Consider the following 23475-nt stretch of genomic DNA (forward strand, 5'->3'; position numbering starts at 1 on the left):
ATTTATTTAACTCTTACCGTTTTAGGTACTAATTTGGTATAATCTCCATCATTTCTAATTACATCTCTTACAATTGATGATGATATGTAAGAGGTACTTGCAGCCGTTAATAAAAATACGGTTTCAATGGGACCTAAATCTCTATTGGTATGTGCAATGGCTTTTTCGAACTCAAAATCTGCGGGATTTCTTAAACCTCTTAAAATAAAATCGACATTATTTTCTTGACAAAAATGAACTGTTAAACCTTTATAAGTGACCACCTTTATTTTAGGTTCGTGCGCAAAACAATCTTCAATAAATTTTTTACGTTCCTCTAAAGTAAACATGTAATTTTTATCAGCATTTACACCAATAGCGATAATAAGTTCATCGAACAATTTTACACCTCTTTCAATGATATCAAAATGACCTAATGTTATTGGATCAAAGGATCCGGGGAAAATTGCTCTTTTCATTTTTTTTTAAATTTGATAATTTTGATAATTTTGACACATGAAACACGACAGATAATGAATCTTTCAATATTCTTACTTTATAATAAAATCACTTATCTAAAGAGTCTATGAAATTTGATATTTTTTGTTGTAATTTTTGAATTCTTTTTTCAAAATCGAGAAAAGTTTCATGAGACATAAAATTTAAATTATTACAAATTATAATTTGTGTCTCCCATTCAAAAGCAGAACCTAAACTATGTTCTAAAAAAGTAACAAAATGTTTATTAGTCCTTTTACTTGTTCCTTCGGATATATTAGAAGGAATAGAAACAGCACATCTGTTTAATTGACTCACCAAACCAAATTTTTCAAAATCAGGTAAAGTTGACGTGAATTTATAGTTTAAGGTAACTAATTCTATTGCTTCTTGCCAAATTTGTAACTTTTTAAAATTATGTCTTTTCATAGCTTTGTTATGTTTTTGATTTTTTTGATGCTTTTGAACCAAGAACCAAGAATTATTCTGGTTTCTACAATATACATAAATTAGTTTTTACTTCTTTTTTCAAAAAAAATCTTGTCTCAAAAATATCCTGATTCAATGACACAACAGTGATAATCCTGTCTCAATCTCACAACAGTGATCATCTTGCCTCATGGTTCAACATCATCTTGTCTCTAAAAACACTCTCTATTTAAGAGCAGATTGTATGGCATTGTCAAATAACTCTTCTAATGATATTCCTGCTGCTTTTGCTTGTTGTGGTAAAATACTATTTTCTGTTAAACCTGGCACCGTATTCATTTCTAAGAAATGTGGCACTCCTTCTACTAAAATATATTCTGATCGTGAAAAACCAGACATGTTTAAAATTCCATATACTTTTTTAGCAATCTCTTCTACTTTCGTCTTTTCTCTTATGGTTATTCTTGCAGGAGTAATCTCTTGCGATTTTCCTTCGTATTTGGCTTCATAATCAAAGAAATCATTTTCTGTAACAATTTCTGTAATTGGCAATACTTTTATTGCTCCTTTATATTCAATTACGCCAACAGAAACTTCTGGTCCGTCTAAAAAGGACTCTATTAAAATTTCTGAATCTTCTTTATACGCTTTTTCTATGGCTGGTAAAATAGCTTCTTTGGTGTGTGCTTTAGAAATTCCGTAACTAGAACCCGCATTGTTTGGTTTTATAAAACAAGGCAAACCAACTTTAGCTACAATTTTATCTAAATCTACAACGTCTCCTTTATTTAAATAAATAGAAACAGCTGTTTTTATTCCGTATTCTTTAACAACACTTAACGTATCTCTTTTATTAAACGTTAATGCCATTTGATAATAAGGAGCAGAAGTGTGTTTTAAATTAATGAGATTAAAATAAGCTAATAATTCTCCATTTTCTCCAGGATTACCATGAATTGCGTTAAAAACACAAGTAAAAGTGATTTTTTTATCATCTAAAATGAAAGAAAAATCGTTTTTATTGATAGGATACTCTTTATCAGCAGCATCTAAAGCAACCCATTTATCTTTTAAAATATGGACTCTAAAAGGATTGTATTTCTCTTTATTTAAGTGATTGTACACTACATTTCCGCTGGTAAGGGAAATATTAACTTCGGATGAATACCCACCCATAACAATAGCAATATTCTTTTTCATGGTTTCTAAAATAATAAAACAAATTTATCAAAATAATTATAGAAATAGCAACGTTTAGTTTTTATATCTTTGTGCGTTCTAAAAATCAAAAAATGAGTGTTTTTCAATTTCTAAAAAGTAAATCCTTCTTTAAACAAGTTGCCATTGCAATTGTAGGTTTATTGGTATTTATTTTTGCCTTAAAATATTGGTTAGGATATTCTACCAATCACGATCAAAAAATTCAAGTTCCTAATTTACATAAAATGTCTTTGGAGGATGTAGACCTAAAGCTAAAAGAACTTAATTTAGATTTTATTGTAATTGATAGTGCTAGCTACAACCCAGATTATCCAAAAAAATCTGTAATTGAGCAATCTCCAGAAACGGGCGATTTTGTTAAAGAAAAACGTAAAATATACTTAACATTAAACCCTTCTAAATATAGAGATGTTACGGTACCCGATTTAAATGGTAGAACAAAAAGACAAGCAACTTCTCACCTACGCTCTATTGGTTTTAATATTGGTACCAACCCAATTTCTGTTAGTGATATCGGTAAAGATGTTGTTCGTGGATTACGCTACAAAGGAAAAATATTAAATCAAGGAGATAAATTACCACTAAACTCTGTTGTAGATTTGGTTTTAGGTGACGGAAACGGGAACTAGTTATCAGTTATCAGTTATCAGTTATCAGTTATCAGTTATCAGTTATCAGTTATCAGTTATCAAAATTAAAAAAAACAAACAGGTAAATCTTGATATTTTAAATGAATATCAATTTAAACATAAAAATAAATTTTGCAAGAAAATCAACCTCAAGAAATAGAAAACGACGATTTATACGAACATCACAGATTTACGGCTAGTGAAGGGCAAGAACCTTTAAGAGTGGATAAATTTTTAATGAATTTTGTAGAAAACGCCACTAGAAATAAAATTCAACAAGCTGCAAAAGCAGGAAATATTTTGGTGAATGATGCTGTTGTAAAATCGAATCATAAAGTAAAACCAAATGATGTTGTTAGAGTTGTTTTGGCATATCCGCCAGCAGAAAATTTATTGGTTGCAGAAGATATTCCGTTAGATATTGTTTATGAAGATGACACGGTAATTGTAGTAAACAAACCCGCAGGAATGGTAGTACATCCAGGACATGGAAACTACTCTGGGACTTTAGTGAATGGCTTAATTCACCATATAGAAAACTTACCGACCAATTCTAATGAAAGACCAGGTTTGGTGCACAGAATTGATAAAGACACCAGTGGTTTATTGGTGGTTGCAAAAACCGAATTTGCCTTAGCTCATTTATCAAAACAATTTTTCGACAGAACTACAGAGCGTTTGTATTACGCCTTAGTTTGGGGAAATGTAGAAGAAGATGAAGGCAGAATTGAAGGAAATATAGGACGTAGTTTAAAAAACCGTTTGCAGATGTCTGTTTTTCCTGATGGAGATTTCGGAAAACATGCCGTTACACATTACAAAGTTTTAGAGCGTTTAACGTATGTAACCTTAGTACAATGTAAATTAGAAACGGGTAGAACACACCAAATTAGAGCACACTTTAAACATATTGGTCATACTCTTTTTAATGATGAACGTTATGGTGGAGATGATATTTTAAAAGGAACAACGTTTACCAAATACAAACAATTTGTACACAATTGTTTTAAAGTATTACCTAGACAAGCGCTACATGCAAAAACACTTGGATTTACACATCCAAAAACAGGAGAGTTTATGCAGTTTAATTCTGAAGTACCATCCGATATTACTGAGTGTTTAGAAAAATGGAGAACATATTCTGAAAATTCAAAGAATATTGAATTAGAGTAACTAATTTTAAAAAAAGAGGCTGTCTAAAAAGGATTACATCTTGAGGTACTGAACTTATTTCAATACCTCAACTTACTAAAGTTCAACCTTCATAAGAATCTGAAATATATTCAGATTGATAAAAATCTTACTTTTTAGACGACCTCTTTTTTATTTAAAATAGAAATTACCTATCAAAAAGAACTAATACTATTAAATTTACTTATAACAGCATTAAGTATTACTCTTAAAATACTTTTAAGACAGCTATAATCCTTTGTATTTTTATGCTATAATTATTTCTGAATTACATCCTATGAAAATCATAATATCTCCAGCAAAATCTTTAGATTTTGAATCTAAAGTACCTACAACGTTGCACACACAACCTCGTTTTTTAGAGCAATCTAATAAATTGAACAAAAAACTAAAAACACTTTCTAAGAAGAACATCTCTGAGTTGATGAAAATTTCTGATGATTTATCTGCTTTAAATTATGAAAGAAATCAATCTTGGTCAACTCCTTTTACAACTACAAATGCAAAACAAGCTATTTATGCATTTACCGGAGCAGTTTTTAAAGGAATTGATGTAAATTCTATTGAAGAAGAAAAATTACCATTACTTCAAAATAATTTAAGAATTTTATCTGGTTTGTATGGTTTGTTAAAACCTTTAGATTTAATTCAGCCTTATCGTTTAGAAATGGGAACTCGTTTAAAAGTTGGTAGTACAGAAAATCTTTATAAATTTTGGGATAACACTATTGCAAACTCATTAAATGAAGAGTTAAAAGATGGTGAGTTATTAGTAAATCTAGCAAGTACAGAATACTTTAAAGTGATCCCTAAAAAAGTTTTAAAAGTACCAATGATTACACCTGTTTTTAAAGATTTTAAAAACGGAGAATATAAAATTGTAATGACCTACGCTAAAATGGCTCGTGGTTTAATGGTGCGTTATATTATTGATAACAACGTTAAAACTATAGAAGATTTAAAAGGATTTAATGTTGATAAATATCGTTTTTCTGAAGAATTATCTTCTGGAAATGATTTAGTATTTACACGTTAAAAAAAAGTATACAGTTTTTCAGTCTTCAGTTAGCAGTCACAAACTGACTGCTAACTGAAGACTGCCTACTGAAGACTGCCGACTGATTTCTAACAATCTACAATTCTCACCGTAACTGCCAAACCACCTTCTGAGGTTTCTTTGTAGTTTTTATTCATGTCTTTAGCGGTTTCCCACATCGTGTCAATTACACTATCTAAATGTACCAAAGCTTCTTTTGGGTCTGTTTCTAACGCAATTTCTGCGGCATGAATTGCTTTTATTGCGCCCATAGAATTCCTTTCTATACATGGCACTTGCACCAAACCACCAATAGGATCGCAGGTTAAACCTAAATGATGTTCCATAGCAATTTCTGCGGCCGACAAACATTGTGCTGCTGTACCCCCCAACAATTCTGTTAAAGCTGCTGCCGCCATTGCAGAAGACACTCCTATTTCTGCCTGACAACCTCCCATTGCTGCAGATATTGTAGCATTCTTCTTAAAAATACTGCCAATCTCACCAGCCGTTAATAAGAATTTTTTAACATGACTAAAATCTGCTTCGTGATTTTCTATCACCATATAATACATTAAAACAGCTGGAATTACACCGGCACTTCCGTTTGTGGGTGCTGTAACCACTCTACCCAAAGCCGCATTTACTTCATTTACAGACAGCGCAAAACAACTTACCCATTTTAATATTTCTCTAAATTTTACTTCTGTACTTCTAATGGCAGTAATCCACTCTTTTGGATTTGTATAACTGGTATCTTTTATTAATTTTTGATGTGTATCAAAAGCACGCCTTTTTACATTTAAGCCTCCCGGAAGCCTTCCTTCTGTATGGCAGCCAATGTACATGCTCTCTAACATGGTATCCCAAATTCTATGCAATTCTTTATCTATATGTTCTGCGGAATTAAGTTCTAATTCATTTAAATGAACAACTTCAGAAATTGATAGATGATCTTTCTCACAATATTCCTCTAACTGAATGGCTCTATTAATTGGATAAGGAAAATTCTTTTTATTGATTTCTATTTCTTCTTCTAGGTGATCATTTTCTTGCACAATAAACCCACCTCCTATAGAATAATAGGTTTCTGTAGAAATCTCTTCTCCATTACAAAAGCCACTAAACGTAATCCCGTTTGCATGAAAAGGAAGAAATTCTTTATTAAATACAATAGATTTTTTATAAAAAGGAATTCGTTTACCTCCTTTAAATAAAATTTCTTCTTCTTCATTTATTCTATCAACAATAATAAAAACATCTTCTATAGGTATATATTCTGGATCTGCTTCACTGAAACCTAATAGTATTGCTAAATCTGTGGCATGCCCTTTTCCTGTAAGAGAAAGAGATCCGTATAAATCAACCTGAATAGCATCCATTAAAGAAAACTTATTATTTTCTTTTAAATGGCGAATCCACTGTTCGGCAGCACGCCAAGGTCCAAGCGTGTGAGAACTAGAAGGTCCAACACCTATTTTAAGCATATCAAAAACACTAATAAATTGCGACATTCGTAAGGTTTAATTAAGAATAGTTGTAAAAATAAAAAATCCAACTCAATGAGTTGGATTTTTTTATTGAAAATATAATTTATATTAGTTGTATATAGACTCTTTACCAAATTCAACAGCTAACATATAATAAACTACTGCTCTATATTTACTTCTTTCAGATTTACCGATTGCTTCCACAACTTTATTAATTGCTTCATCCAATTTAGGACCATCTGCTAAACCTAACTTTTTAATTAAAAAATTATTTTTAACCGTTAACAATTCTTTTGCATCTGAACCAGATACAGTTTCAGCATCTCTTTTATAAATAGAAGGGCCTAATCCTTTTGTTACCGCTTTTAATAAGTCTGCATTATACTTTAGACCTTTATCGTCCATAAACTTAGAATACTGTGCTACTTTTTCGTCAAATTTACTCATGATTTTTTTTAGAATTTTAGATTTATAACTTATAGATTTACTTTGATTCAAATAGAACTACCCAAATATAAGGAATTAAAAACTATATTCAAATAATCTTCCTATTCAATATATTAGATACATTTTATGTCATAATGTCACATCAATTTAAAATATTTTTTTAAAATAACTGACATTTACTAGTCAAAAAGCGGTTGGCACACCATTTGCCTAATAGAAAACGTAAAATTGAATTTAAAATATTAATATAAAATAAATTATTATGAGTAAAATAATTGGAATTGATTTAGGTACAACAAACTCTTGTGTTTCTGTAATGGAAGGAAATGAGCCAGTTGTAATTCCTAACGCAGAAGGAAAAAGAACTACACCATCTATTGTTGCCTTTGTAGAAGGAGGAGAACGTAAAATTGGTGACCCAGCTAAAAGACAAGCTGTAACAAACCCAACAAAAACAGTTTATTCTATTAAACGTTTTATGGGTAATAAATTTTCTGAATCTTCTAAAGAAGCAGGAAGAGTACCTTATAAAGTAGTAAGAGGAGATAATGATACACCTAGAGTAGATATTGATGGGCGTTTATATACACCACAAGAAATTTCTGCAATGGTGTTACAAAAAATGAAAAAAACTGCTGAAGACTATTTAGGAACTGAGGTTACTGAAGCAGTTATTACAGTACCAGCATATTTTAACGATGCACAAAGACAAGCTACAAAAGAAGCTGGTGAAATTGCAGGTTTAGCTGTAAAAAGAATTATAAACGAGCCTACTGCTGCTGCATTAGCTTACGGATTAGACAAATCTCATGACGATAAGAAAATTGTTGTTTTTGATTTTGGTGGTGGAACGCATGATGTTTCTATCTTAGAATTAGGAGATGGTGTTTTTGAAGTATTAGCTACAGATGGAGATACGCATTTAGGTGGTGATGATGTTGATGAAAAAATCATTAACTGGTTAGCTGAAGAGTTTAACTCTGATGAAGGAATTGATTTACGTAAAGATCCAATGTCTTTACAACGTTTAAAAGAAGCTGCTGAAAAAGCGAAGATTGAATTATCTTCTTCTGCTTCTACAGAAATTAACTTACCATATGTTACTGCTACCGCTAGCGGACCAAAACACTTAGTAAGAACTTTAACAAGATCTAAATTTGAGCAATTAATTCACGATTTAATCAAAAGAACAATTGAGCCTTGTCAAACTGCATTAAAAAATGCTGATTTAACAATTGCTGATATTGATGAAGTAGTTTTAGTTGGTGGTTCTACAAGAATACCTGCTGTACAAGAAGCTGTTGAAAAATTCTTTGGTAAAGCGCCAAGTAAAGGTGTAAACCCTGATGAAGTTGTTGCTTTAGGAGCTGCAATTCAAGGTGGTGTTTTATCTGGAGATGTAAAAGATGTATTGTTATTAGACGTTACTCCTTTATCTTTAGGTATTGAAACTATGGGGAATGTTTTCACTAAATTAATTGATGCAAACACAACAATTCCTACTAAGAAATCTCAAGTATTTTCTACAGCTGTAGACAATCAGCCTTCTGTTGAAATTCACGTTTTACAAGGTGAAAGAGCAATGGCTGCAGATAATAACACAATTGGTCGTTTCCATTTAGATGGTTTACCACCAGCACAAAGAGGTGTACCTCAAGTAGAAGTTACTTTTGATATTGATGCCAATGGTATTATTAAAGTTTCTGCTTTAGACAAAGGAACAAACAAATCTCATGAAATTAGAATTGAAGCTTCTTCTGGATTATCTGAAGATGATATCAAAAAAATGAGAGAAGATGCAGAAGCAAATGCAGATGCTGATAAAAAAGCTAAAGAAACTGCAGAAAAAATTAACGAAGCAGATTCTATGATTTTTCAAACAGAAAAGCAATTAACTGAATTTGGTGATAAATTATCTGCGGATAAAAAAGCACCAATCGAAGCTGCTTTAGTTGAATTAAAAGCTGCTCATGAATCTAAAGATTTAGCTCAAATTGATACTGCTTTGGCAACTATTAACGAAGCTTGGAAAGTTGCATCTGAAGAGATGTATGCTGCACAAGGTGGTGCTGAAGGAGCTGATGCTGGTGCTCAACAAGGTCAACCAGAAGCAGATACTCAGGGAGACAATGTTGAAGATGTAGATTTCGAAGAAGTAAAGTAAGCAGAATGTTGAATTTGTTTTTACAAATTCTTACATATCGCTTATCCCGCTTTTCAGCGGGATCTCAAAAAAGTTATCTAAACTTAATTTGAGAGCTTCAAAAAAGAAAAACATATTTTCTTAAAATAACTAAAACGCAATCATTCATTTGATTGCGTTTTTTTATGCGTCATTGCGAGGAACGAAGCAAACTCTATACGATAATTCAAATTCCTTTATTAAATTTGCAACAACAAAAAGACCCTTCAGGTTTTAAAAACCTGAAGGGTCTAAATTATTAAAAAGAAAATTTTTGAAAACCTACAACAAAACCAACTTCTTTAAACATACTTTTGGTGAATTCAAACAAATAGAAAATTTTAAATTCCCTGAAGACACTAATTATAAAAGTAAATCTGAAAGTATGTATTTTTATACGAATGAAGGTGTCTACAGAAAATCGAATCATTGGGGCCGTGTGGCTAATTGTAGATGGAAATTAATCTCTAATGACAACTATAAAAACCAACAAATAGTCATTGGTTTTGCAAAATGGACTGACTTTTACCCTATCAATTCAACAGAAAAAATATTTTATATTGATGCAAATTTTGAAGAAAAAACAGCGATAATTCAACCTAAGAAAGAAGGTAGCAAAAATTATTTATTTACTTTTTCTGAAGCACAAAATAGAATAAAACAAATAACTCAATTATTTAAAGATGATAAATGGGCTAATTATTTTGATGAAGATATAGAAACTATTCGTTATAAAATAATTACAGAGTTCATCAATTCTACAAAAACCCTACAAGACATTAAGTTGTTACATAAATAATCCCTTTCTTAATATTTCCGTAAATTTGCAAATCAAAAATTCTAATTTATCAAAAGTCAATAATTTACATGAACATACCACAAACTAGTTTTCCAAGAGTTGTAATTATTGGTGGCGGATTTGCAGGTTTAGCTGCAGCCAGAGGATTAGAAGAACAAGAACTACAAGTTGTTTTAATAGACAAACACAATTACCATACGTTTCAACCTTTATTGTATCAAGTAGCAACGGGTGGTTTAGAACCCGATTCTATTGCTTTTCCGTTAAGAAAACGTTTTAACGATGTGGATAATTTCTATTTTAGATTGGCTGAAGTTGAAAAAATCAATCCAGAAAACAATACCATCGAAACTTCTATTGGAAGCTTAGAGTATGATGAATTAATTATCGCGACAGGCTCTACAACCAACTTTTTTGGAAATACAAACATCCAAAAACACACGATGGAAATGAAGTCCATTCCACAATCTTTAAATATTAGAAGTCTAATTTTAGAGAATTTTGAAGAAGCTTTATTAACATCCAACATTGAAGAAAGAAATGCTTTAATGAATTTTGTAATTGTTGGTGGAGGACCAACAGGTGTAGAATTAGCGGGTGCTTTGGCAGAAATGAAAAAAGGAATTTTGCCTAAAGATTATCCAGATTTAGACATTCGTCAAATGCAGATTAACTTAATACAAAGTTCTGAATGTATTTTAAAAGGAATGAGTGCAAAAGCTTCTGAAAAAGCAGAAGATTTTCTAATAAAACTAGGCGTTCATGTTTGGAAAAACTTACGCGTTTTAGATTATGATGGAAAAACAGTAACCACAAATGGTGAAGATCATTTTAAAGCCGAAACTGTTATCTGGGCAGCGGGTGTAAAAGGACAAATGATTGATGGTTTAAACGCAGAATGTGTTATAGAAAGAGCCGCTAGAATTAAAGTGAATGAATTTAGCCAAGTTCTAGAACATCCAAACGTATATGCAATTGGAGATGTTGCTTGTATGACATCAGAAAAAACTCCCTACGGACACCCTATGATGGCGCAACCTGCCATTCAACAAGGTAGATTAGTGGCAAAAAATATATTGGCAAAATTATATAACAAAGAACAAAAAGCATTTGTTTATAAAGACAAAGGCTCCATGGCAACTATTGGACGAAATAAAGCCGTTGTAGATTTACCTAAATGGAAATTTCAAGGAGTTTTTGCTTGGTTTGTTTGGATGTTTGTGCATTTATTTTCTTTAATTGGCTTTAGAAACAAAGCCATCGTTTTTCTAAATTGGGTGTATAGTTACATTCGTTTTGATAGAGAAACAAGATTGATAATTCGTCCTTATAAAAATAAAAACAGCTTCAGTTTTAGAAAGTAAATGGCCGAAAAAAGAATTATAAAATGTCCTAATTGTGGACTCTTCAATACAAATAAAGAGTATTGTTCCAAGTGTAACACACTTATTTCTCATCAAAAGAAAAGAGAGCTCAAAGCAAGTGCTGTAAAACAGAAAGAAGTAGATAAAGCTATTCATGAAAGAGAGAATCCTAATCTTGCAGAAAGATTAAAAAAGCATCCTAATGTTTTTTACCGTATTGTGGGTTGGGCTTTATATTCTGCAATTACAATTGTTAGTTTAATTGGTGCTGGTTTAGCTTGGTTTATTGCAATGGTTGCAGCTGGTTAAATATGAAAAAATCACTCTTTTATTATTTCATATTTTCTCTATTAATAGGAACTACAATCTATTTTCTTCAATATTTCTCCATTCCTTTACCTAGAGTTATTCGTTTTTATGTGAATGATTTTTTAATCATTCCGATTGTTTTATACAGTAGTTTACAGATTTTAAAATGGTCTAAAAACGATAAAAATTACACGTTGAGTTTACCTATCATTTTATACGTTTGTTTTATGTATAGCCTTTTATTCGAGTTTATTTTCCCTAAATATTTAGCAAGATATACCAAAGATATTGTAGATGTTATTCTTTATTTTGCAAGCGGATTTATATTCTATTATCTTCAGAAAGACAAATACTGATAAAATTTCGAAAGAAAACATTCGCATTTAATACCAAGTGCTATTGAAAAAAAAATCTTCTTTAGAAAGTTCTTTTGATCAATCAAAAGATTATTCTAAAGAAGATATAAACAAATAAAACACACTTAATTACTATTTAGACTCTTCATAGTTTTCATCAAGTGTTTCCGTCAACGTTTTCATAAAAGCAACGATAGCATCTTGTTCATCAGTAGTTAAATTCAGTTCATCAAAAGGCAAGGTTTGGTGCTCCAAATCAAAACCTAATCCGCCACCACCACCAAGGTTATAAAACGCTACTACTTCCTCTAAAGTATTGTAAACACCATTGTGCATGTAGGGAGCTGTTAATGCTACATTTCTAATAGAAGGTGTTTTAAACATCCCTTTATGCAGTTCTTCTTTATAACTCCAATAAAATCCTAAATCGTCATCTAATTTTTTATTTTCCGCAGTTTCAGGTACCCCAATAACTTCTTTTTCAGTCTCCGTAAAAAATGGCGGTACTGTACCATTTGTTAACGGCATAAAATGGCAAGTAGCACACAAAGCTTTTCCAGCAAATAAATTGTATCCAAGTTTTTCTTCATCTGAAAAATTATTTTCTTCTCCTCTCATATTTTTATCAAATTTAGAATTGAAACCATTTAAAGTGGAAACATAAGATGAAATTGCTTTTATAACATCTGTATTATTCGAAGACACTTTACCAAAAGCATCTTTAAAAAGAAACGTGTACGTCGAATCTTTTAAAATAGCATTAGAAAATTTATGCACATTAGAATTAAACTCTTTATCGTTTGTAAATACCGCTGAAATTTGATCTATTAATGTATTTGACCTTCCATCTAAAAAGAAACTTTGTTGAAAAGCAGTATTTATAAGTGTTGGTGTATTTCGTTGTAAAGGATTCCCTTTATTATCTGAATTAAAATCGACATTATCTGCATAACCTTTATCTTGTAAATGACAGCTAACACACGCCATTTTTCCATTTTCGGAAAGTTTAGGATCTGAAAATAATTTTCTCCCTAAAGCTATTTGTTTATCAGTTGGATTTTGGTTGATTGCCGGCGTAAAATAATTTAGATTAAAGCTATTATCTTCAAAAAAGGTAGGCGCATCAAAATTAAAAGGCGTGGTATTTATGGGATTCCAAAGTGAACTCGCTTTTCTTATTTCAACCCAATTTCTAGTAATCGAGTTCATGTAATCTCTAGTAAATGTAAAACGGTCAAACGTATCAAAATCTTCATTTTTTTTAATAAACGAAATAGCGCTTTCAATATTACTTTTAAAAGCAGCGTCTAACTCCTTATTTTTCTCTTTTACAACACCCTGTATTGTTTGCTCATAAACGGTTTGCAAACTTTCTAAAGAAATAATCGTTTCTTTAATTCCTAAATGACTTACGGGTGTATCGAATCCTGAAATAGCTAAACTTACAATTCTTAAAAGCTGCTGATGTGTTGCAATAAAAAAACGTTGCGGATTTAATGGACGTTTTTTAATTCCTTTTTTTAGGTTAGACAACATACCTTTTTGCACATACAATTCTTGTTTGAAGTCGGCTTCTGACGTTTCATCATCAAAAATACTTTCTTCTATTTTTTGATACCCTACTGGTTTTATTATTTTACCAGTATCTTCCTTATAAATTGGTAAGGCTGGTCCGTTAGCTCTGTGTCCGACTTCCGGATTTAAATAAGATGCATAAGGTTCTGCTTTCTTAAATGCAGCTCTAGATAATTCAAAATACTTTTTTGATTTTCCGCCATGCATCCCTGCAACTTCTAAGCTATCTATATACAGCAAAGCAACATCTAAATTTTGAGCGTAATACTCTTGGGCAGAAGACCAATTAACTATTGGAATCATTTCTTTTTCACCCTGATTACAGGACATTAAAAGAATACCAGTTAATAAAAAAAATAACGATTTTAAATATTTAAACATGTTGAAAGTTCTAAAAATGAAAGAATCTTCATTGTAAAAATGAAGATTCTTAGTATTAAAAATATGGTTTGTATTATCTAGCTAATCCTTTTAATAATACAATTTGTCCACCTTGGTTATGTGGTAAACTGCTTGAAACGAAATCATCGCTTTCCCAATAATGTGGTTGTAGATTTAATATAAAAGTATCTGGGACTCCAACTTTATCAGAAATATCTGTTAATGCACCAAACTCACCAGAAAAACCAGTTGAACCTGTTGGATCTAAGTTATTTTCAATTTTTAAAGCTAAAACAACTTTAGTATTGTTTCCACTTAAATCACTTTGATAAATTTGAGCTGCATGATTTCTAGAAAAAGAGTTTGGATCTTCTTGCGTATAAATAAAGTTCTCTGTTACACAAATATTATCTGGACTTTGTAATTCTGATACATTACCATCTTTATTATTAGTATCTGTATTACCACTAATAATTTGAGTTAACTTACCTTCTAATGGGTTGGTTGCATCTAATTCCATTTTATAAACAGTACCCCAATCATTATAAGTTCCTTTGCCAGGTCCTCTACCAGTTACAGCAAAAAACACCTCTCTTGCATCCGCATCGCTACCTTTTCTGTAATCTACATCTTCTACACGCATAAACTGAGAAGCAAATACATTTGTACAAGCTGTTTCCATTTCGTTTTTAGTTAAACTAGCTCCATCAACAATTTCAACAAACTCGATATCATACGATTTAGAGAAATCTAAACTTCCTTCGTTGTAAACTGTATTCGCTGTAACATCCATTGCTCCACCAGCACCATCAGACACTTGCTTAAATCTTAAAACATATATTTTTCCGTTTTCTAAATCGGCATCACCGTTTTCAGAAACATACATAACAACCTGTCCTTCAGAACCACTAGAATCATCATCACCACCAACAATTACTGTTTTACCAGCATATGCTCCTTGTGGCAAAGGCACTGCATTTTCCCAAGAAAATTCTCCTAAAGCATCTAAACCAAAATCTGCCGTAGGTGTAGGTGTTTCAACCCAAGGGTCGATACCTTTTACATCGTAAGAAAGACTCTCTGAAGCCGATAAAAAGATGTCTTTATCACCACCGTGAATTGCCGCTTCCCACATGGTTCCAGAACATTGTCTAGCATAATCCGACACACCATTATTTAATAACCAATCTCCTTTAATAGGATTCAGGTCTTTATCAAAACGAATTCTAGAAACAGCATGATCATCTTCTGCATTCACAACATAGATATACTCATCTCCATCTTTTAAAAATCCTGCACCGTCTTGTGCACCAACTAAACGGAAACCGTTAGAAAGTACATCTGTAGAACTTATTAAAGAAAAAGCTTCCACTGAACTAAAGTCTGACTTTATTGTTACTAAAGGAGCTAAAGAAGATTTGTTAGAAAACATTTCTGGAGAAGGTGTAAAATCTTCACCATCTGCACCGTCAGATCCATTAATGCCATCAACACCGTCAATACCATCCACACCATCTTCGGGATTACAACTCGTAAAAACTGCACTTACAGAAGTTACTACAAAAAGAAATAAAAATAATTTAAAGTACTTGTTCATCATTTAATTTATAAAGGTTAATTAATCGGTTACAAAAGTATCCTTAGAAGCCTTTACAAATATTAACTAAGCATTACTGTTCCCTTAATCTTGAGTAACTTTAGTGTTAAAAACGTTAATTAAATATTAACGGATAGGTGAAATTGAAGCTATCACATTAAGTAAACATAAAGAAAAGCTAGACGTTCATCGTTTCAGAACAAAGCCATCCTAAGATGGAATGTTCATTTTCAACAAACTAAAACAACATAGATCTGACAAGATTAAAAGGCTTTCTAAAATTTCTGAAAAAAGGTATTTATCACATTTAAAAAGCATTTATTTCGAAAATTAAAAATAGTTGGCCTTATTTTATAAAAACTTTACAATTCATCATTTAAAAATTACAACTCGGTATTTGTTTTTATTTTCAACATGAACAACACCACATCTTTGTAGCACCAAACCAACCAAGATGAAACATATTCTACTTTTAATATTATTAAGCTGTCAATTTTCAATCATTGCACAAACCACCATCTCCGGAAAAGTAACGGACTCTAAAAACAATCCTATCAATGGAGCGAATGTCTATTTAGATGGAACGTATGACGGAACTTCAACCAACGAAAAGGGAGAATTCTCTTTCAAAACCGATGAAAAAGGAACACAAACGCTAATCATCTCTTTTATTTCTTTTGAACCTTTTATAAAAACGGCGGATGTTTCATCACTCAAAAATTTAAAAATTAAATTAAGAGATGATGTAAATTCTTTAGACGCAGTTGTTATCAATGCAGGTACATTTGAAGCAGGAGAAAAAGCAAAAATTACAGTTCTTAAACCCTTAGATATTGTTACCACAGCAAGTGCTTTGGGTGACGTTATGGGCGCTTTCCAGACACTTCCTGGAACTTCTACCGTAGATGAAGATGGACGATTATTTGTGCGTGGTGGTGAAGCAGAAGAAACTCAGATTTTTGTTGATGGAATTCGTGTTTTTACGCCTTATGCACCAAGTGCAAATAACATTCCAACTCGTGGACGCTTTTCTCCTTTCTTATTTAAAGGAATCTCTTTTTCTACGGGTGGTTATTCGGCAGAATACGGACAAGCTTTATCAAGTGTTTTACAATTAAATACCATTGATGAACCTGTGGAAGAAAAAACAGATTTGTCTTTTATGACGTTAGGTTTAGGTGTTGGAAATACTCAAATTTGGGGAAATAATTCATTTAGTGTAAATACTTCTTACATTAATTTAGCACCTTATCAAGAAGCTTTTCCGGATAGAAATGCATGGAAAAAACCGGTACAATCTTTAAGTGGAGAAATGGTATACCGACATAAATTTAAGAATGAATCTTTATTAAAACTGTACAGCGCATTTAGTTATACTGATTTTGATGTTATACAAGATGATATTAATTTTGTGGATGGATTTCGTTTCGGACTGAAAAATAGAAACCTCTACTTTAATACTTCCTACAAGAACAAATTTGGCGATAATTGGAGAATAGAAACGGGGTTTAGTTTCACCAACGATCATTCTAACCTTAAAATTATTGACGATTTAGTAACAGACAATGAAAACTCCATGCACTTTAAAGTGAAGCTTAAAAAACAGTTTTCTAACCGATTTAAAGTAAGTTTTGGATCAGAATATTTTATGACCGATTTCAAAGAAGCTTACACCGCTAATAATAGCAATGAAATAGAATATGGATTTCAAAATAACATCTTTGCTTCGTTTGTAGAAACTGATATTTTCTTCTCTAAAAATTTGGCTACAAAAATAGGAGTCCGTGCAGAACATTCTGAGTTATTAAATGAATCTACCATTTCTCCAAGAACCTCTATTGCCTATAAAGTGAATAAAAACGCGCAATTTTCCTTGGCTTACGGTCAGTTTTATCAGAATCCCAAAAACGAATATTTAAAATTTAGTCAAGATTTTAAAGCCGAAAACACCTCTCATCTAATTGCCAATTATCAACATACAAAACAAGGGCAAATTTTTAGAATTGAAGCCTATTTAAAAGAGTACAAAGATCTGGTAAAATATGATGACAACCGACCAATATTTACAAGTAACTTTAACAATAACGGAAATGGTTATGCAAAAGGATTTGATATTTTCTGGAGACAAGATGGTAAAATAAAAAATACCGATTATTGGGTTTCTTATTCTTATTTAGACACCGAAAGAGATTATAGAAATTACCCAACAGCTGCAAGACCTAGTTTTGCTTCTGAACATAATTTATCTTTAGTTGCAAAACATTGGATAGCTGATTGGAAAAGTCAAATTGGTTTTAGCTATAATTTTGCTTCTGGCAGAAATTATACCAACCCAAATGAAACTGGTTTTTTAAAAAATCAGACTAAAAACTACAATTCATTAAGTTTAAATTGGGCATATTTAATAGATCAACAAAAGATTTTATATTTCTCTGTAAACAATGTTTTAGGTACTCAGAATGTATTTGGTTACAACTATAAAAACACCGCAGAACCGAATGGAAATTTCGAGAGACAAGCAGTTATACCAAATGCAGATAGCTTCTTTTTTGTAGGTTTCTTCTGGACAATTAGCGATAATAAAAAGACAAATCAGTTAGATAATTTGTAAACAAAAGGTTTTTAAAATGAAACTCTAAAAAAGAAATTCGGAGTAAAACCTTGAGATTTTGTATCATTTTTTACTAAAACAGCATTATTATCTGGTGTTATTTTATTTTCGTATTCTCTTTTAAGAATATTCTCCTGATTGTAAATATTTAATAGCGATAAACCAACTTTAGCTTTCACCTTTTTATTCAACTTAAAATCATACGTACTAGAAAAATCTAATCGATGGTAATTTGGTAATCGATCATCATTAATTCCTTTTCTAAGAATTTCAAAATTATCATTTCGTCCTTCTACAGAAGAAAAAGGAATACCAACCCTGTAACTAAAGCCTGTAGAGAAAGTAAAGCTTTTATATTTAAAATTATTCGACCAATAAAAAGACTGAGAAACATCAAAATTACCACTAAACTCTTTTCCTCCATTAAGATCACTAAAAGTAAAGTTAGAACTACCAGTATTATAACTTACCCAAGTATCAAAGTTATGCCATGTTTTTTTTATCAGTAAATCTAAACCAAGAGTAATAGCTTCTCCTGTATAAATTTCTTGAATAAAACTATCAAAACCCGTTGTTAAAGTTGTTAATCCTTTTATTTTTCGTCTATATAAATCTACATCAACTGTAAAATTATTTGCAGAATACAAAGCACCAAAAGTAAACTGATTACTCTCTAACAAAGGGATTTCTTTATTGTTAGACAAAGCCCAAAGTTGGTTTTCTAAACCAAAATCTATGGTATCAAATTCTAATAATTTACTAGTATTTTGTTGTTTAACTTCAAAAGAACTATTCATCCAAAATTTAGGTAAAACTTTTATTTGCATAAAAATTCTAGGCTCTATAGTATATCTATCAATAGAACTAAAATAGTTACCACGAACACCTGCTTTTAATACATACTTTTTCTTAAAACTATACGAATACTCACTAAACAGGGTGTGAATATTATTACTATTGGTATCTAATGTTAATTTAGTTCCATAAAACTGGTTGCTATTTTCTCTTTCCAAAAAGTAAGAAATATCCTGATATCCGTATTGATATCCATATTTCATTTGTTGAAACTTACCTATTGTTTGTAAAAAATCTAGTTTCACTTCAAAATTAGCAACATCATTTCTCTTTTCTATTTTAGCATATTCTTCATCATTAGAAACTTTTTGATTATTATAGTTTAAATTGTATTGAGAGTAATTTACATTAAAATTTTGAGAAAGTTTATCTGTCCATTTTCTTTTCCAGGTTGCACTATAACCAAGGTTGTTTAATCTTAAATCATCCGATCTATCTTCTTTTAAATCTAAGTTTAAAAAATTATAATCGAAATTATTTAAAATACCTATTTGACTTATAGATAAAAAATCATTTGCTGTTGGTTTGTAATTTATTTTTAAATTGTAATCTATAAACTTAAAATTATTATCGCTAATAACATTAAAGTCTTTGGCATCTTTAGCGTCTTCTGTTACTGAAGAATGTTGAAAAGCTTTGTTAGACAATTTATCTATTGTAGGCGTTCTCACAATATCTGAAATAGACCTTCTTACAGAAACAATTGCACTTACCTTTTCATTAATCGGCACTTTAATATTTGCGTCTACATGCGTAAAATTAAAACCAGCAGAACCAGACATTTTAGTTGCAATGTCCGACGATGTTTCTACATCTACAACTCCTGCAATATGATTACCGTATTTACTATTAGAAGCTGTTCTGTACACTGTAACTTTATCGATTATATATGGATTTAATGCAGAAATAGCACCGAAGAAATGACCGGTATTAAACAATTTAATTCCATCGAAAAGTATTAAATTTTGATCTGGTGTTCCGCCACGAACATGCAAACCAGAAGCAGTTTCATCAACATTTAAAATACCCGGTAATTGTTGTACACTTTGTAAAATATCTGGTTCTGTAAGCCCTGGAAGTACATTTTGGTTTTTAGGTCTAAATACAATTGCTCCATCGATTGTTTTAGAAATTGAATTTGTTAAATAGTTTGTAATAATTACCTCGTCTAGAGAAGTAGACTCTTCAAGCATGGGTATTAATATGCAGTCTTCAAAAAGAAAATTACGAGCACTAATATATTTCGTTTTAAAACCAATAAAAGAGACTTCTAAAACAGAAGAAGTTTCTATATTTTTAAAACTAAATTCCCCTTCGTTATTTGAAAGTACCCCAATATTAGTTCCTTTTATTTTTATAGAAGCTCCTCTTAGTTTCTCTGCAATGTTGTTCTCATTTTGTAATTCTCCACAAATAGTAATCTTCTTTGGAGGTAACACAATTAGAAATCTATTTTTACTTAGTTCCTTAATATCTAAATGAATCGTTTTTTTTAATTCTACTATTATTTCTGCTAACTTCTTATGATCAAAATTAAATACAATACTCTTCCCTTTTATTAAATGATTTGCATAGGCAAACTTTATATCAAACTTTGTTTCAATAGTTGTTAATATGTTTTTTAAAGAAATCTCTTTTTGTTTATCCTCTTGAGAAAAAATATTTAAGGATAAAATTAAAAAGAAAAGTAAGGTTCGTTTTTGCAAAATTTCTATTTTAAAGTAACGATTTTTTTATCATCAGAAACGGTATAACTTATATTCATCGGTAATAAAACAGCTTCTAAAGCTTGTTCTAAATTAGTATGCACAAAGCTACCTGTATAAAGTTGGTCCTTTTTTAATTCTAAATTTATCATTTTAATATTATACTGTTTTTCTATCGATTTTAAAACAACCAACAATGGCGCACTCACAAAAGAACTTTCTTGTTTTAACCAATCTGGATTCACTTTCTTAGTACCCAGTTTTAACGGAACAGCATCTTTATATTGTGAAAACGTTTTTCCCTTAGTCAATATAATTACAACATCCTTTCTTTCTACTTTTACTTTTCCTTCAAAACATGTAACACTTAAGAAATCTTCTTCTTCAAAAACGGTAAATTGAGTCCCTAAAACACTAATAATTCCTTCGGTAGTTTTTACCTGAAACTTGCTTCCTTTTGCTACTTTAAAATAAGCTTCCCCTTCTAACTCTAGCGTTCTATCTTGTTTCCAATTCTTCTTATTATAAGATAAACTAGATTTTGCATTTAAAATAACGGTAGAATTATCTGGTAAAATAATGGTTCTTCTTTCTCCGAAACCTGTATTTACATCTGTATTAAAATTTAAAAAATAGAAAGTACTAATCAGCAATAACAAAGTAGCTGCAACACTCATTATTTTTTTTAAGGTAAAGATTTTTACTTTTTTAGGTTTATCTACAGAAACCGCTTTTTTGTTTTCTGTAATTTCACTGACTATTTTTGAGAAAACTTCTTCTTTATTAAATTTTGGTTTTTTAAACAATGCGGCTTCTTCTGTAATTTTAACGAATAATTGATAATCTTCAGATTTTTTAAACGCACTAAGTTCTTCCTCTGTCATTTCTCCAGAAACCCATTTGGCTAATAATGTTTCAGACTTTTCTATAGCTTCCATATTAAATTCCTTTTATATACGTTCTTATTTCTTTTAAAGCTGCACTCATTCTTTTTTCTACTGTTTTTACAGAAATGTCTAATTCCTCAGCAATTTCTTTGTATTTCTTTTTATCGATTCTATTCATCAAAAATACTTCTCTTTGTTTTTCTGATAAATTACCAATAACCGTTTGTAATTTTTTTAAAAACTCTTGCTCTTCTAACACATACTCAGGCGTTTCTGCAGTAACAGCATTCGGTACTATTTTCTGATGTTCTAAAACTACTTTTTGATGTCTATAATCACTTATAAATAAATTATTAGCCACCATAAATAAATAGGCTTTTGCTTTATCAAAAAGTACCTTTTTACAGTTAGACCACATAGTTACAAAAGATTCTTGTACAAAATCTTCTGCCAAATTTTTATTGCCACATTTATAAAACATAAACCCATAAACATCATCTGCATATTTGTTATAGAGTATTTCAAAAATTTTAGAATCACAAACAGACTTCAATTCTTTCATAGTATATATTCTTATTTATAAAACGTTTCAACTTGATAAAACCCTACAAAAAATAAAAAGGAGGGTTTTTTGAAAGTAAAACGTTTAATACTAAAGTCAACAAAAGTAGTTACAAATAACAATTCTAAAATTATTTATTATCATGAAAAAACTAACATTATTAGCACTCTGTGTATTCTTAACCTATTCCTGCACAAATACAGAAGAAGAAAACGGATCTCTTAACGCTCCTATTATTGCCATTGATGTTGTAGAAACGGTTTTCTTACCAAAGAATAGCGTAGAAATAAATGCTACAATTTCAGATACTGGTAATCAGACACAAACTATTCTATGGGAAAAAACTGCTGGTGGTTCTGCAGATTTTGAAAGCGATAAAAAAGACATTACGATTACAAACTTAGAAGTAGGTAACTATAGCTTCACTTTAACTGTAAGTAATAATAACAACCAATCATCCGAAGAATCTATCTCTTTTAGTGTAAGTGATGCTAAAGTACTTTACAATTTAGATTTTGAAAATTCTAACGAAGGCTTTACAACAAGTATTTTTGGAAATTACACTGCTGGAAAAGAATTAAGAAACGTTACCGAAGAAACAAACCACTGTGGTACCGTATACATGGGTAAAAAAGAAGATTTTACAGATTGGCTTACTTATTCTTATGAAGGCAACAACTCTAACTTTGTAGCAACAAATATGGGTACTTGTCTAGGTTATTTTACTTCTGCTATTCAAAAAGAAATAACCTTTACAGAAGATTTCTCTAATGGTAAATTAGGAATTCAATTTCAATATTATAAACCTGGAGATTTTTCTAAATGGGGAGATTATAATTTAGAAATTCTCATTTTTGAAAATGATTTAAACTATACATCAGAACCAATTATGACTTTTACTCCTACTACAAACCCAAAAGGTTGGAGTTTATATAATGAAAATATAAGCTTAGCAAAAGGCACTTATAAACTTGTAATTAGAAACACCAACGCACAAACTGCAATAGATAATATAACCTTTTATAAAAACAACTAAAATGAAAACTACTACTGCTACTACTAAAAAAATCGATCTAAAAAAAATAGGTAAATTAATATTAAAAGAATTAAAAGAAATAGGGAAAGCTGCTTCTTTTGCAATGAGTCATTAACTTTAAATACATCTTCTAAAAAAGGTTGTCTAAAAAGTGAATTTTTGTCAATTTGAATTTATTTCAGATTCTTTTGAAATTTGATATTCAGTAAATTAAGATACTGAAACAAGTTCAGCATGACAAGATTTATTTCTTTTTAGACAGCCTTTTTTTTTGTTATTTATAAAAAAACAAGTATTTTTTACATTTCAGAAACAAAAAACAACAATTCGGTATT

Annotated in this window: 20 protein-coding genes; 10 read left to right on the top strand and 10 right to left on the bottom strand. The window is 30.6% G+C overall.

The annotated features are described in order from the left end of the window. Window positions 1-2 precede the first annotated feature (2 nt). The 3 genes from coaD to MPF19_RS07530 form a co-directional block, all read right to left on the bottom strand. A complete protein-coding gene (gene coaD, locus MPF19_RS07520) occupies window positions 3-458 on the bottom strand; it encodes a pantetheine-phosphate adenylyltransferase (protein ID WP_203393953.1) in 456 nt (151 codons plus the stop codon). 88 nt (window positions 459-546) lie between these two features. Next, on the bottom strand, window positions 547-906 hold the full coding sequence (locus MPF19_RS07525) for a four helix bundle protein (protein WP_249987528.1): 360 nt from the start codon (window positions 904-906) through the stop codon (window positions 547-549). 225 nt (window positions 907-1131) lie between these two features. Continuing rightward, on the bottom strand, window positions 1132-2106 hold the full coding sequence (locus MPF19_RS07530; RefSeq protein WP_203393951.1) for a D-alanine--D-alanine ligase: 975 nt from the start codon (window positions 2104-2106) through the stop codon (window positions 1132-1134). Window positions 2107-2198: 92 nt separating this feature from the next. Between MPF19_RS07530 and MPF19_RS07535 the strand changes: the two genes are divergently transcribed. The 3 genes from MPF19_RS07535 to yaaA all read left to right on the top strand — a co-directional run bounded on the left by MPF19_RS07535 (window position 2199) and on the right by yaaA (window position 4983). Continuing rightward, complete coding sequence (locus MPF19_RS07535) at window positions 2199-2756, top strand: PASTA domain-containing protein (RefSeq protein WP_203393950.1); 558 nt, start codon at window positions 2199-2201, stop codon at window positions 2754-2756. A gap of 132 nt (window positions 2757-2888) precedes the next feature. Next, window positions 2889-3929 (top strand): RluA family pseudouridine synthase, encoded by a 1041-nt coding sequence (locus MPF19_RS07540; RefSeq protein WP_203393949.1) that lies wholly within the window; start codon window positions 2889-2891, stop codon window positions 3927-3929. 295 nt (window positions 3930-4224) lie between these two features. Further along, window positions 4225-4983 (top strand): peroxide stress protein YaaA, encoded by a 759-nt coding sequence (gene yaaA / locus MPF19_RS07545; protein WP_249987530.1) that lies wholly within the window; start codon window positions 4225-4227, stop codon window positions 4981-4983. 89 nt (window positions 4984-5072) lie between these two features. Here the strand turns inward: yaaA and MPF19_RS07550 are convergent, their stop codons facing one another. After that, window positions 5073-6497 carry an L-serine ammonia-lyase gene (locus MPF19_RS07550; protein WP_249987532.1) on the bottom strand — a complete coding sequence of 475 codons (1425 nt, stop codon included), beginning with the start codon at window positions 6495-6497 and terminating at the stop codon, window positions 5073-5075. An 84-nt stretch (window positions 6498-6581) separates the two neighbouring features. Beyond that, window positions 6582-6920 (bottom strand): DUF2853 family protein, encoded by a 339-nt coding sequence (locus MPF19_RS07555; RefSeq protein WP_203393946.1) that lies wholly within the window; start codon window positions 6918-6920, stop codon window positions 6582-6584. 262 nt (window positions 6921-7182) lie between these two features. Here MPF19_RS07555 and dnaK point away from each other — a divergent pair, with 262 nt between their 5' ends. From dnaK to MPF19_RS07580, 5 genes are all read left to right on the top strand, one after another. Next, window positions 7183-9084 (top strand): molecular chaperone DnaK, encoded by a 1902-nt coding sequence (gene dnaK, locus MPF19_RS07560; protein WP_249987533.1) that lies wholly within the window; start codon window positions 7183-7185, stop codon window positions 9082-9084. 292 nt (window positions 9085-9376) lie between these two features. Beyond that, window positions 9377-9901 carry a hypothetical protein gene (locus MPF19_RS07565; protein WP_249987535.1) on the top strand — a complete coding sequence of 175 codons (525 nt, stop codon included), beginning with the start codon at window positions 9377-9379 and terminating at the stop codon, window positions 9899-9901. Between the two features lie 68 nt (window positions 9902-9969). Then, complete coding sequence (locus MPF19_RS07570) at window positions 9970-11265, top strand: NAD(P)/FAD-dependent oxidoreductase (RefSeq protein ID WP_249987538.1); 1296 nt, start codon at window positions 9970-9972, stop codon at window positions 11263-11265. After that, window positions 11266-11574, top strand: coding sequence for a hypothetical protein (locus MPF19_RS07575; RefSeq protein ID WP_249987540.1), 309 nt, complete (start codon window positions 11266-11268; stop codon window positions 11572-11574). It begins immediately after the preceding gene. A 2-nt stretch (window positions 11575-11576) separates the two neighbouring features. Further along, on the top strand, window positions 11577-11930 hold the full coding sequence (locus tag MPF19_RS07580; protein WP_249987542.1) for a hypothetical protein: 354 nt from the start codon (window positions 11577-11579) through the stop codon (window positions 11928-11930). 132 nt (window positions 11931-12062) lie between these two features. On the opposite strand, the gene MPF19_RS07585 is transcribed toward MPF19_RS07580, so the two are convergent. Beyond that, window positions 12063-13808 (bottom strand): cytochrome-c peroxidase, encoded by a 1746-nt coding sequence (locus tag MPF19_RS07585; RefSeq protein WP_249987544.1) that lies wholly within the window; start codon window positions 13806-13808, stop codon window positions 12063-12065. A 151-nt stretch (window positions 13809-13959) separates the two neighbouring features. After that, the gene (locus tag MPF19_RS07590; protein WP_249987546.1) at window positions 13960-15486 is read right to left on the bottom strand and encodes a PhoX family protein; all 1527 of its coding nucleotides are present in this window, start codon (window positions 15484-15486) and stop codon (window positions 13960-13962) included. A gap of 451 nt (window positions 15487-15937) precedes the next feature. Between MPF19_RS07590 and MPF19_RS07595 the strand changes: the two genes are divergently transcribed. Beyond that, a complete protein-coding gene (locus tag MPF19_RS07595; protein WP_249987548.1) occupies window positions 15938-18094 on the top strand; it encodes a TonB-dependent receptor in 2157 nt (718 codons plus the stop codon). Window positions 18095-18105: 11 nt separating this feature from the next. Here the strand turns inward: MPF19_RS07595 and MPF19_RS07600 are convergent, their stop codons facing one another. The 3 genes from MPF19_RS07600 to MPF19_RS07610 are packed head-to-tail and all read right to left on the bottom strand — an operon-like array spanning window position 18106 to window position 22104. Next, window positions 18106-20655: a TonB-dependent receptor gene (locus tag MPF19_RS07600; RefSeq protein WP_249987550.1), complete on the bottom strand. Its 2550-nt coding sequence runs from the start codon at window positions 20653-20655 to the stop codon at window positions 18106-18108. Window positions 20656-20660: 5 nt separating this feature from the next. Next, a complete protein-coding gene (locus tag MPF19_RS07605; RefSeq protein ID WP_249987551.1) occupies window positions 20661-21593 on the bottom strand; it encodes a FecR family protein in 933 nt (310 codons plus the stop codon). Between the two features lies 1 nt (window position 21594). Then, on the bottom strand, window positions 21595-22104 hold the full coding sequence (locus MPF19_RS07610; RefSeq protein WP_249987553.1) for an RNA polymerase sigma factor: 510 nt from the start codon (window positions 22102-22104) through the stop codon (window positions 21595-21597). A 142-nt stretch (window positions 22105-22246) separates the two neighbouring features. Between MPF19_RS07610 and MPF19_RS07615 the strand changes: the two genes are divergently transcribed. After that, window positions 22247-23140, top strand: a complete 894-nt coding sequence (locus tag MPF19_RS07615) for a PKD domain-containing protein (RefSeq protein ID WP_249987555.1) — start codon at window positions 22247-22249, stop codon at window positions 23138-23140. The last annotated feature ends 335 nt before the right edge of the window (window positions 23141-23475 follow it).

Origin of the sequence: Polaribacter sp. Z014 (assembly GCF_023555435.1) — a bacterium.
GTDB lineage: Bacteria > Bacteroidota > Bacteroidia > Flavobacteriales > Flavobacteriaceae > Polaribacter.